This is a genomic window from Rothia santali (assembly GCF_024199905.1).
GTDB classification, from domain to species: Bacteria; Actinomycetota; Actinomycetes; order Actinomycetales; family Micrococcaceae; genus Rothia; species Rothia santali.
In genome coordinates, this window is sequence record NZ_JANAFB010000012.1 from 76,623 (window position 1) to 87,849 (window position 11,227).

Annotated in this window: 10 protein-coding genes; 9 read left to right on the forward strand and 1 reads right to left on the reverse strand. The window is 75.2% G+C overall.

The window, feature by feature from the left end:
* Positions 1-24: 24 nt before the first annotated feature.
* The gene (locus NBM05_RS06740; protein ID WP_254166056.1) at positions 25-1,764 is read right to left on the reverse strand and encodes an L-aspartate oxidase; all 1,740 of its coding nucleotides are present in this window, start codon (positions 1,762-1,764) and stop codon (positions 25-27) included.
* 71 nt (positions 1,765-1,835) lie between these two features.
* Between NBM05_RS06740 and NBM05_RS06745 the strand changes: the two genes are divergently transcribed.
* The 9 genes from NBM05_RS06745 to NBM05_RS06785 all read left to right on the forward strand — a co-directional run bounded on the left by NBM05_RS06745 (position 1,836) and on the right by NBM05_RS06785 (position 11,135).
* On the forward strand, positions 1,836-2,648 hold the full coding sequence (locus tag NBM05_RS06745) for a LysR family transcriptional regulator (protein WP_373689304.1): 813 nt from the start codon (positions 1,836-1,838) through the stop codon (positions 2,646-2,648).
* A 78-nt stretch (positions 2,649-2,726) separates the two neighbouring features.
* Positions 2,727-3,770 (forward strand): ABC transporter ATP-binding protein, encoded by a 1,044-nt coding sequence (locus NBM05_RS06750; RefSeq protein ID WP_254166057.1) that lies wholly within the window; start codon positions 2,727-2,729, stop codon positions 3,768-3,770.
* Positions 3,770-5,359: an ABC transporter permease gene (locus NBM05_RS06755; protein WP_254166058.1), complete on the forward strand. Its 1,590-nt coding sequence runs from the start codon at positions 3,770-3,772 to the stop codon at positions 5,357-5,359. Before NBM05_RS06750 ends, NBM05_RS06755 begins: the two co-directional genes overlap by 1 nt.
* Before the next feature lie 116 nt (positions 5,360-5,475).
* Positions 5,476-5,877, forward strand: coding sequence for a hypothetical protein (locus tag NBM05_RS06760; RefSeq protein ID WP_254166059.1), 402 nt, complete (start codon positions 5,476-5,478; stop codon positions 5,875-5,877).
* Positions 5,874-6,305, forward strand: a complete 432-nt coding sequence (locus NBM05_RS06765; protein WP_254166060.1) for a cation:proton antiporter — start codon at positions 5,874-5,876, stop codon at positions 6,303-6,305. The genes NBM05_RS06760 and NBM05_RS06765 overlap by 4 nt, the downstream gene beginning before the upstream one ends.
* Before the next feature lie 5 nt (positions 6,306-6,310).
* Positions 6,311-7,399 (forward strand): MnhB domain-containing protein, encoded by a 1,089-nt coding sequence (locus NBM05_RS06770; protein WP_254166061.1) that lies wholly within the window; start codon positions 6,311-6,313, stop codon positions 7,397-7,399.
* Positions 7,400-7,684 (forward strand): NADH-quinone oxidoreductase subunit K, encoded by a 285-nt coding sequence (locus NBM05_RS06775; protein WP_254166063.1) that lies wholly within the window; start codon positions 7,400-7,402, stop codon positions 7,682-7,684.
* Complete coding sequence (locus NBM05_RS06780; protein WP_254166064.1) at positions 7,681-9,576, forward strand: complex I subunit 5 family protein; 1,896 nt, start codon at positions 7,681-7,683, stop codon at positions 9,574-9,576. Before NBM05_RS06775 ends, NBM05_RS06780 begins: the two co-directional genes overlap by 4 nt.
* Complete coding sequence (locus NBM05_RS06785; protein WP_254166065.1) at positions 9,570-11,135, forward strand: complex I subunit 5 family protein; 1,566 nt, start codon at positions 9,570-9,572, stop codon at positions 11,133-11,135. Before NBM05_RS06780 ends, NBM05_RS06785 begins: the two co-directional genes overlap by 7 nt.
* The last annotated feature ends 92 nt before the right edge of the window (positions 11,136-11,227 follow it).

An 11,227-nucleotide genomic window follows, 5' to 3' on the forward strand; every position in this document is an offset into this window, starting at 1 on the left:
GGCTGACCGGGAGGCATCGCCCCCCTACTCCACCAGCTTCCCCGCGCTCGAGACCTCCCGCACGAGCCCGGCGATCTCCTCCGGCACGGCCGGGATCTCCTCCCGCGTGACGCCCCCGCTCGGCGACCACACCAGGTTGACCTGCAGCGCGGGGTCCAGCTCCGGGTAGTCGCTGCGGTTGTGGCAGCCGCGGGTCTCGCGCCGCTCCCGGGCGGCCTCGAGCGTGGCGCGCGCGGCCAGGACCGAGGAGCGGAGGTCGAAGGCCTGGGCGAGCCCCTGGTACCCGGCGATGTCCGGGTGCACGCCGATCCGCGCCATCCGCTCCTCGATCCCGTCCAGCTCCCGCAGCCCGGCCAGCAGCCCCTCCTCGTCGCGGACGACGCCGGCGTGCTCGGTCATCGTGTCCCGCAGCGCCCGCTGCAGGGCCCGGACGTTCTCGGTGCCGTCGGCGGCCAGCAGCTCCGCGATCTCGGCGCGGGCCGCGGCCACCGCCTCGGCCGAGCGCGCCTGCGCCGCGAGCCCCTCGGAGTGCCGCACGGCCGCGCGCCCCACGATCCGACCGAACACCAGCAGCTCGATCAGCGAGTTGCCCCCGAGCCGGTTGGCCCCGTGCAGCCCGCTCGAGGCCTCGCCGATCGCGTACAGGCCGCCGACGTCGGTCGAGTGGTCCTCCGGGTCCACCCACACCCCGCCCATCGAGTAGTGGGCGGTCGGCGCGATCTCGATGGGCGAGGCCGTGATGTCCAGCATCTGCAGCTCGAGCAGGGTCTGGTAGACGCGCGGGAGCCGCTCCATGATGGTCTGCCGCGGCAGGTGCGAGACGTCGAGCCACACGCCGCCGTGGGGGGTCCCGCGCCCCTCATTGATCTCGGTGAAGGCCGCGAGCGCGACGCGGTCGCGGGTCGAGAGCTCGCGGCGCTCCGGGTCGTAGCGGTCCATGAACCGCTCGCCCAGCGCGTTGCGCAGGATCCCGCCCTCCCCGCGCGCCGCCTCGGAGACCAGGGTGCCCGCGGCGTTCTCGGGCTCGAGGATGCCCGAGGGGTGGAACTGCACCAGCTCGGGGTCGCGCAGCCGCCCGCCGGCCTCGACCGCGAGGCGGAACGAGTCGCCGGTGTTCTCGTCGCGGCGCGAGGAGGTGCGGCGCCAGATGCGGTTGTGGCCGCCGGCGGCGAGGATCACGGCGTCGGCGTGGATGAGGTAGCGGGTGCCGTCCACGAGGTCGAAGCCGTAGGCGCCGAAGACGACGCCCTCGCGCACCAGCAGCCGGGTCACGTAGACGGTGTCGAGGATGGGGACGTCGAGCTGCTCGGCGCGGCGGACCAGCGTGCGCTGGATCTCCAGGCCGGTGTAGTCGCCGGCGAAGGCCGTGCGGCGGTAGGTGTGGGCGCCGAAGAACCGCTGGGAGATCCGGCCGTCCTGCTCGCGGGCGAAGGCCATGCCGTAGCGCTCGAGGTCCTCGATGCCCTGTCGCGCCCCGCGGGCCACGATCTCGACCGTGCGCGGGTTCGCCAGCAGGTAGCTCTCGCCGATGGTGTCCGCGGCGTGCTGCTGCCAGGTGTCCTCGCGGTCCATCGTGCCGAGCGCGGCGTTGATGCCGCCGGCGGCGAGTGCGGTGTGCGCGTCGTGGCGCGGACGCTTGCCGATGGCCAGGACGTCCTTGCCCTGCTCGGCGACCTCGATCGCGGCCCGCAGGCCCGAGCCGCCGGTGCCGATGACCAGCACGGTCGTGGAGATCTGACGTTCGGGGGTGCTCTGAGTTGTCATGGGCTCCACGCTAGGGAGGCGCCGATGATTACTCCAATGAATTATCCGAGTGGTTTCCATACGATATGGCTATGAGCATGAACCTTGAACAGCTGCGCGGCTTCCTCGAAGTCGCGGCCACGGGCCACTTCACCCGCGCCGCCGAGCGCCTGCACCTGACCCAGCCCTCGCTGAGCCGCCAGATCGCGAGCCTCGAGCACGACCTCGGCTCGGAGCTGTTCCACCGGGCCCGCGGGCACATCTCCCTCACGGCGGCCGGGGAGGCCCTCCTCCCCCTGGCCCGCCGCATGCTGGCCGACGCGGAGGCCGTGCGCCGGGAGATGGCCGAGCTCGCGGGCCTCCAGCGCGGCCGGGTCCGGCTCGGGGCGACCCCCACGCTGTGCGTGAGCCTCGCCGTCGAGGCCATCGCGGCGTTCCACGAGGCGCACCCGGGGATCGAGCTGCACCTGACCGAGCGGGGCTCCCGGGACCTGATCGCCGAGCTCACCGAGGGCTCGCTCGACCTCGCCCTGGTGACCTCCCCGGCCGCCCGGTCGGGGACGGCCACCGGCCTCGCGCGCACCCCGCTCCTGGCCGAGGAGCTGGTCGTGGTCTCCTCCGCCGGGCTGCCGCCGGTGGGCGACGGCGTCGCGGTCTCCCTCGAGGAGCTGGCCCGGATGCCCCTGATCGTCTTCCACGAGAGCTACGACCTGCGCGCCGAGACCGAGGCGGCGTTCAGGGCCTCGGGCCTGACCCCGCGCGTCGTCCTGGAGGGGCCGGAGATGGACGCCGTGCTGCGCCGCGTGCTCGGCGGGATCGACGCCCGCGCGCTCGCCCGCCGCGCCGAGGCGTGGTCCCCCCACCGCAGCTACGCCACGATGCGGCTCTGGTCCACCGTCCTCTAACCCGGGCCCCGCACGCGAGTAGTCTCGTGAAGTGGGGCCGGCGGGCGCCGCGCCCGCCGCGACGAGGAGGGCCGCGCCATGACGTCGGAGGAGCTGGTCATCGAGACCCGGGGGCTGACCAAGTCCTTCGGGGGCTTCCAGGCGCTGCGCGGCCTGGACCTAGCCGTGGGCCGGGGCCAGATCCACGGCTTCCTCGGGCCCAACGGCGCGGGCAAGTCCACGGCGCTGCGCATCCTGCTGGGCCTGATCGCCTCCGACGGCGGAACCGCGCGCGTGCTCGGCGGGGACCCGTGGCGCGACGTCGTCGAGCTGCACCGGCGGCTGGCCTACGTCCCGGGCGACGTCGCCCTCTGGCCGGGCATGACCGGCGGCGAGGCGATCGACCTGCTGGGCGCCCTGCGGGGCAGCGCGAACCAGGCGCGGCGGGCCGAGCTGATCGAGCGCTTCGAGCTGGATCCCACCAAGCGCGGGCGGCAGTACTCCACGGGCAACCGGCAGAAGGTGGCGCTGGTCTCCGCGTTCTCCTCCGACGTCGAGCTCTTCGTCCTCGACGAGCCCACCAGCGGGCTGGACCCCCTCATGGAGCACGTGTTCCAGGAGGTGGTCGGCGAGGCGCGGGAGCGCGGGGCCACGGTGCTGCTGAGCAGCCACATCCTCGCCGAGGTCGAGTCCCTCGCGGACCGGCTGAGCATCATCCGCCGGGGCCGGATCGTGGAGACCGGCACCCTGGAGGACCTGCGGCACCAGACCCGCACCGAGATCCACGCGACGCTCGCCCGGCCCCTGGACCACCGCGCCCGCGACCTCCTGGCCGACGTCCACCTCGAGGGCCACCGGCTCTCGGCCACGGTCGCCTCGGACCGGGTGGGCGAGGCCATGGACCTGCTGGCGCCCTACGGGATCGAGGGGCTCACCGTGGCCCCGCCCTCGCTGGCGAGCCTCTTCCTGCGCTACTACGACTCCGACGCCGAGGAGGGCAGCCCCGCCCGGCCGGACCCGGCCCAGCCGGCCCCCGCACGGCCGGCCCCAGCTCAGTCGTCCCCGGCCCACGGCGCCCCGGAGCCCCACGGCGTCCCCGAGCCCCGCTCCACCCCCTGGTCCGACGCCGGGCGGGAGGCCTGATGTCCACGCTGACGGGGACCGGGCGGCTGCTGCGCCACCTGATCCGGCGGGACGGCCGGCACTTCCTCCCGTGGATTGCGCTGGCCACGGCCCTGCCGGTCAGCTCCGTGATCGTCTACCCGCAGATCTTCCCGACCGAGCAGGACCGGGCCACCCTGGCCGCGACCATCGGCGGCAACCCGGCCCTGGGCCTGATCTTCGGACCGGCCCGGGACCTCGGCACCGTGGACGGCTTCAACGCGTGGCGGTGCCTCGCCCTGGGCGGGCTGCTCGCAGCGCTCGGCGCGATCTTCGCCGTCACCCGGGCCACGCGGGCCCAGGAGGACACGGGCCGGGCCGAGCTGCTGGCCTCGGGGGCCGTCGGCCGGTCCTCCTCGCTCGCGGCCGCCGTCGTGCTGGCCCTGGCCGGGTCGCTCGTGCTGGGGGCCGTGGCCGGGACGGGGACGGTGCTGGCCGGGGGCGGGGCGCATGCCTCGATCCTGCTCGGCGCCGGGTTCGCGGCCACCGGGTGGCTGTGCGCCGGCATCGCGGCCGTCGCGGCGCAGCTGGGCTCCACCGCGCGGGCCGCCAACTCGATCGCCGTCGCCGCCTTCGGCCTGATGTTCCTGCTGCGCGGGGTCCTCTACTCCCTCGAGGCGCCCGAGTGGACCACGTGGGCCAACCCCCTCGGCTGGGTCGCGGAGACCCAGCCGGCCACCCTCGACCGGTGGTGGCCCCTCGCGCCGGTCCTCGCGCTCGCTCTGGTGCTGGTGGCCGTGGCCTTCGTGCTGCGCGGGCGGCGGGACTACGGCGTCGGGTTCATCGCGATCCGCCCCGGCCGGGCGCGCGGGCGGATCCGGGGCTCGTGGGGGCTGATTTTGCGCCTGAACCGCGGGCCGATCGTCACCTGGACGATCTCCTTCATCGCGGTGGGCGCCATCCTGGGCCACTTCGCGGCCTCGGTGCACGACATCCTCGACTCGAACGCCGCCGTCCAGCAGATCCTCGCGGCGGGGGCGACGACGCCGGTCGGCCTGGTCGAGGAGTTCCTGGTGACGATCATGAGCATGATCGGCATCCTGGCCTCGATCCCCGGCGTGCAGACGATGATGAAGATGCGGACCGAGGAGGCCGAGGGCCGGCTCGAGCTGCTCACGACCTCCGGGGCCACCCGCCCGCGGTACTTCGCGGGCAACGCGCTGCTCGCCCTGGCCGCGCCGTCGGCCTACATGATGATCGGCGGGACCCTCGTGGCGGGGTTCGCGGCGTCGGCCGACATCGGCGTCGGGTTCCGCGACGCCGTGCTGCAGGCCGCCGCGACCGTGCCGGCGGTGTGGACCGTGGTGGCGCTGGCGGTCGCGGTGACGGGGCTGCGGCCCGGCGTCGGGATCCTGGCGTGGGCGGGGGTGCTGATCTCCTTCACCCTCACGATCCTGGGCCCCACCTTCGAGCTCGACGACGCCGCGATGGCCGTCAGCCCCTTCTGGCACGTCCCCCGGGTCACCGCCGAGTCCCCGGACCTGACCGGGCTGCTGTGGGTCGCGGGGGTCACGCTGGTCCTGCTGGCCGCGGGCGCGGTGGGGTTCAGGCGCCGGGACCTGGGGCGGTGAGGCGTGTGACGCCGCGCGGCGTCACGCGAACACGCTCACAGCGAAGGCCCGTGCGCCCGCGCGTGAGGCGTCGATAGGATCGTGGAAGATCCCCGACCGAGGCCGAGGAGGTGCGTGTGCTCACCGTGCTCCTCGTCGCGACCGCCGCGCTGCTGGCGGGCAACCTCGTGGTCGTCCTTCTCGTGGTGGGCCGCCGGCGCGACGCCGGCTGGGTCCTCGCCGTGCTGCTGACCGGGACCACCGGGGCGGCGCTGACCGCGGTCCTGCTGGCGCTCGACGCCGTCCCCGCCCGCTTCCTCGACGTCGCCCTGGTGCTCACCGGCCTCGCCCTGGTCGGCACGGCCGCGTACGCCGCGGCCCGGCGGTCCCCTCGCGGTTCGACCGCCGGCCCGGCCGAGCCCGGTAGCCCCGCCGAGCCCGGTGGCCCGGCCGGGTCTCCCGAACCGGCAGGATCCCCCGGGTCCGCCGCCGCGTCCGAGCCTTCGCCCTCCCCCGGAACTCAGGGGGATCCCCGATGACCGTCCTGCTCGACGTCGTGGGCGCGGCGCTGGTCGTGGCCGGGGCCCTGTTCTTCACCGCCGGCACGATCGGGCTGCTGCGCTTCCCGGACGTGCGCACCCAGCTGCACGCCCTGACCAAGGCCGACACCCTGGGCCTCGGCCTGGTGCTGGGCGGCGCCGCGCTGATCGCGGGCAGCTGGGCCACGGCCGGGATCCTGCTGCTGGTCTGGCTGCTGGCCCTGGGGGCCGCGAGCGCCTCGGCCCACCTGCTGGCCCGGCGCGAGGCCGACGCCGCCGCATCCGGCGCGCCCGGCGTCGCCATGCCCCAGCCCGCAGCATCCGGCGTCGCCACGTCCGACCCCGCCGGGCCCGATGCCTCCGTTCCCGACGCCCCGGCGTCCGGCGCTGCCGCATCCCACACCTCCGTCCCCGAGGGCGGTGACTGATCCGGATGCTCGACGCCGCCTCCCCGCACCAGACCGCGGGGCTCCTCGACCTCGTCCTGGCCGGGTGCGTCCTGGTCGGCGTCGTCGTCTCACTGTTCGGCCGCTCCCGGCGCGCCCAGGCCATGGCCTTCCTGTGCCTGGGGGTGTTCATGACGTTCGTGTGGATGCGGCTGGGCAGCGTGGATGTGGCCCTCGCCGAGGCCGGGATCGGGACCGGGCTGCTCAGCGCGCTGCTGGTCCACGTCGCCGCTGGCGAGCGGGCGGGCCGGAGGGGCGGGTCGGTGGATGACTCGACCACTCGCGATGACCGGGTGATGCGGGCCGGTCGTGACGCGCGGGGCAGCGGGATCCCCCGCGGCGACCGGGGCGGACGGGGTGACCACGGCGGCCGAGGTGACCCGGGCGGGCGGACCGCGCGGGCGGGCCGGGCCGTGACCGGGCTGCTGGCCGGCGGCGTCGTCGCCGTCACCGCCGTGAGCGTGTGGACCGGGGCCCGGCACCGCCTGCCGGGCTGGGAGGGCGAGGTCGGCGAGCGGCTGCCCGGGGGCGTCTCCCACGAGGTCACCGGCGTGCTGCTGGACTTCCGGGCCTACGACACGCTGCTGGAGTCGGCCGTGCTGATGGTCGCGGGGTTCGTGGTGCTCGCGCTCGGGCGGGATGGTGCGCCGGCCACGGGGCCGGCCTTCGGGGGCGGCGGCTCAGCGACGGCGTCGTGGCTGGTCCGCCTGTGCGCACCCGTGCTGCTGGTGCTCGGGGCGTGGCTGCTGTTCGCGGGCAGCTCCTCCCCCGGTGGCGCGTTCCAGTCCGGGGCCGTCCTGGCGGGCCTGCTCATCCTCCTGCGCATCGCGGGGGTCCGCACCGGGAGGTTCGACGCCGCGTGGCTGCGGCCGCTGTTGGTGCTCGGCGTCGTCGTCTTCGCCCTCGCCGCCGCCCTCGGGCCGCTGGCCGGCGGGGCCTGGCTGAGCTGGGGGCCGGGCTGGGCCTTCGCGGCGATCCTGACCGTGGAGACCTGCCTGACCGTCGGGATCGCCGCCGGCCTCTACCTGCTGTACCTCGGCCTGGCCAACCCCGTGACCGCGAGGAGTGATCGCTAGATGACCGTCCTGGACCTCTACCTGCTGCTGGGCGCCGGGATCGCGCTCGCGGGGCTGATGCGGCTGCTGCTGGTCTCCGATCGCTTCGCGCGGCTGATCGCGATGAACGTCCTCGGGGTCGGCTCCCTGGCCCTGCTGCTGGCGCTCGCGGCGCGCTCCGCCCCGGTCGACCCGGTCCTGTCCGCGCTGGTCATCACGGGCCTGGTGATCACGGTGGCCTTCACCGGCGTCGGGGCCGTGCTGATCCGGCGCATCGAGGGCGAGGAGCGGGGTGGTGAGCCGTGAGCGCCGCGGAGACGGCGATGGGCGGGGCCGTCCTGCTACCGCTGCTGGCCGCGGCCCTCCTCGCGCTGCTGCCGGCGGCGCGGAGGCGCGCGGTCGGCTGCGGGGCCGCGGTCGCCACGGCGGGGCTGGTGCTGCTGACGGTCCGGGAGGTCTCGGCCGGGCGCACGGTAGAGGTCGCGCTGGGCGGGCACCGGGCGCCGCTGGGCATCGCGCTCTACGCCGACGGGCTCTCCGCGCTGTTCCTGGCCATGACGGCGGTGGTGGGGCTGGTGGTCTGCGGGTACGCGGCCCTGGTCCCCGCCTCGACGGGGATGCGCGCGGTGGCCGTCCGGGACCGCGCCCGGGCGACCGCCGCGGCGGTGGGCCGAGGGAATCCGGCGGCGGGTCCGGCTTCTCGGAGGGTCCGGCGGGTCCGGATCGCCCCACGGGTCCCGTCGGTCCGGATCCCCGAATGGCGCGGCGGGTCCGGCGTCCCGGGCGAGTCCGGCGAGCCGGGCGGGCGGGTGCGCTGGACGGCGTCGAACCCGGGGTTCTGGCCGCTGTGGCTGGCCTGCTGGGCGGGGCTGAACGCGGTGTTCGTCTCCGGGGACCTGTTCAACACCTACGTCGGCCTCGAGCTGGTCGGGCTGAGCGCCGTCGGCCTCGTGGCGCTCGGCGGGCGCGGGGCCTGGGAGGCCGCCCTGCGCTACCTGTTCATCGCCGTGGCCGGATCCATCCTGTTCCTGATCGCCGCCGGGCTGATCGTCGCCGCGACCGGGACGCTCGACCTGCGCCTGGCCGCCGAGGTCGTCGCCGCCGACCAGCGGACCCACGGCACGGCCCTGCTGGCGCTCGTGCTGCTGACCCTGGGGCTGTGCCTGAAGCTGGCGCTGATGCCCCTGCACGCCTGGCTCGTCCCGGCCCACGCGGGGTCGCCCAGCGCCGTCTCCCCGCTCATGTCGGCCCTGGTCATCAAGGCCTCGCTGTTCGTCCTGCTGCGCTGCTGGATCTGGCTGGTGGGCTCGGGGTTCGGCGACACGATCGGGCCCGCGGCGCAGGTCGCCGGCACCGACCAGGCCGCCGCGACCTGGCTCGGCTGGGTCCTGGGCGCGCTGGGCACGCTCGCCCTGCTGGCCGGGGGGCTGCTCGCGCTGCGCCAGACGCGCCTCAAGCCGCTCATCGCCTACTCGACGGTCGCGCAGGTGGGGTACTGGTTCCTGCTGTTCCCGATCCTCGTCGACCCCGCCTCGGCCACGCTGGAGGATCGCGCGGTGACCACGCTGGCCGAGGCCTCGGTGGTCCCGGCCGCGATCGGCGGCGCCGTCGCCCTGGCCCTGGGCCACGGCCTGGCCAAGGCCGCGCTGTTCCTGGCCGCCGGGTTCCTGAAGGACCGCTACGGCACCGACGAGATCGAGGCCCTGCACGGCGCCGGCCGCCGCCATCCGGCCCTGGTGATGGCCATCGGCCTGGCCACCGTCGGGCTGGTCGGGCTGCCGCTCTCGCTCGGCTTCGCCGGGAAGTGGCAGCTGGCCACCGCGGCCGTGGCCTCGGGGCACTACTGGATGCTGGCGGTGCTGGTCGCCGCGACCCTGCTCACCGCCGCCTACCTGCTGAAGGTCCTCGCCGCGCTGCTGATGGACGCCGACGACTCGATCTCCGACCTCGTGGCCGCGCCCCGCGGCGCGGACGGAGGCGCAGGCGGAGGCGCAGGCGGCGCTGCGGACGGAACCGCAGGCGAGGGTGCAAACAGCGGCGCGGACGACGGCACGGACGGCGCCGACGTCGCGACCGCGGACGACGCCGTCCCGGCCGCCGCCCAGCTCGCCCCCCTGGCGCTGGGCGTCCTGACGGTCCTGACCGGCCTGGCCGGCGTCTGGACCGCCGATCTCCTGGAGGTGGGAGCCCCGTGGTGACCGACTCGACGCTGACCGGGCTGCTCTCCTGGGTCCCGCCCCTGGTCCTGCTGCTGTCCCTGGGGGCCGCGCTGGCGATCTTCCCGCTCCGGGAGGACCGCGTGCGCACCCGCACCGCGGTGAACCTCGGCGCCGCCGTGCTGAAGGTGCTGCTGGTCGCGGCCCTGGTGCCGGTCGTCATCGACGCGAGCCTGCGCCCCGAGTTCTCGGTGCCCTTCCTGCCCGGCATCGACCTGGTGCTGCGCGTGGACCCGCTCTCTGTCTACTTCGCGGGCCTCTCGGCCCTGCTGTGGCTGTGCACCACGATCTACGCGATCGGCTACCTCGAGGGCAGCCCGCAGCGCAGCCGCTTCTTCGGCTTCTTCAGCCTGTGCGTCACCGCCACCGTGGGGATCTCCTTCGCGGGGAACCTGGTGACCTTCCTGGTCTTCTACGAGCTGCTGACCCTGGTGACGTACCCGCTCGTGGCGCACGCGGGCACCCCCGCGGCCCTGCGCGCGGCGCGCGTCTACCTGCGCTACACGATCACCGGCGGGCTCGCGCTGCTGGTCGGTGTCGTGTGGCTGACCATCTACGCCGGGCCCGTGGACTTCGCCGAGGGCGGGGCGGAGGGCGTGCCGGCGCTGGCCGCGGCCACGCCCGGGGTCGCCGTCGTGATCTTCGTGCTGCTGGTCGGCGGGCTGGGGGTCAAGGCGGCGCTGGTCCCGCTGCACGGGTGGCTGCCGGGGGCGATGGTGGCCCCGGCCCCGGTCTCCGCGCTGCTGCACGCCGTCGCGGTGGTCAAGGCCGGCGTGTTCGGGATCGTGCGCGTGGTCGACGACGTCTACGGCATCGAGGTCTCCCGGTCCCTCGGGGTGCTGACCCCGCTGCTGGTCCTCGCCTGCGTGACGATCCTCTTCGGGTCCGTGCGCGCGCTGCAGGAGACGGATCTGAAGAAGCGGCTCGCCTACTCGACGGTCTCCCAGGTCAGCTACGTGGTGCTCGGCGTCGCGCTGGCCACGGTGGCGGGGACCGCGGGCGGGATCGTGCACCTGGTCCACCAGGGGATCATGAAGATCACCCTGTTCTTCTGCGCCGGGCTGTTCGCGGAGGTGCTCAGGGCCAAGAGCATCGAGGACCTGCGGGGGCTCGGGCACCGGATGCCGTGGACCTCGGTCGCGTTCACGGTGGGCGCCTTCGGGATGATCGGGCTGCCGCCCACCGCGGGGTTCGTCTCCAAGTGGCAGCTGGGGCTCGGGGCCCTGGACTCCGAGCACCCGTGGGTGCTGGGGGTGCTCCTCGCCTCGTCGCTGCTCAACGCCGCCTACTTCCTGCCGGTGGTCTACCGCCTGTGGTTCCGCGCGCCGGACGCCGGCCGCTCCCCGGGCGCCGGAGGCTCCCCGGACGACGACGCCGTCCCGCGCGCCCTCACGGACCGCCTCCGCGTCCGGGAGCCCCGCGCCCTGCTGCTGCCGGCCCTGTTCACCGCCGGGTCCGTGGTGGCGCTGGGCCTGTTCGCCTCGTTCCCGTTCTCCCCGCTCGACGTCGCCCGCTACATCGCCGAGGGGGTCTTCCGGTGATCATCGCCTCCGCCCTGCTGATCCCCCTGCTCTGCGCCGCGGTCATCGCGCTCGCCGGCGCCGCCCCGGCGCGGGTCCGGGGACCGCTGCGC

What these genes read in the sequence shown, in the direction of transcription:
- NBM05_RS06755 (WP_254166058.1), top strand. Translation starts at nt 3,770, where the DNA reads ATGTCCACGCTGACGGGGACCGGGCGGCTGCTGCGCCACCTGATCCGG.
- NBM05_RS06750 (WP_254166057.1), top strand. Translation starts at nt 2,727, where the DNA reads ATGACGTCGGAGGAGCTGGTCATCGAGACCCGGGGGCTGACCAAGTCC.
- NBM05_RS06745 (WP_373689304.1), top strand. Translation starts at nt 1,836, where the DNA reads ATGAGCATGAACCTTGAACAGCTGCGCGGCTTCCTCGAAGTCGCGGCC.
- NBM05_RS06740 (WP_254166056.1), bottom strand. Translation starts at nt 1,764, where the DNA reads ATGACAACTCAGAGCACCCCCGAACGTCAGATCTCCACGACCGTGCTG.
- NBM05_RS06770 (WP_254166061.1), top strand. Translation starts at nt 6,311, where the DNA reads ATGCTCGACGCCGCCTCCCCGCACCAGACCGCGGGGCTCCTCGACCTC.
- NBM05_RS06765 (WP_254166060.1), top strand. Translation starts at nt 5,874, where the DNA reads ATGACCGTCCTGCTCGACGTCGTGGGCGCGGCGCTGGTCGTGGCCGGG.
- NBM05_RS06775 (WP_254166063.1), top strand. Translation starts at nt 7,400, where the DNA reads ATGACCGTCCTGGACCTCTACCTGCTGCTGGGCGCCGGGATCGCGCTC.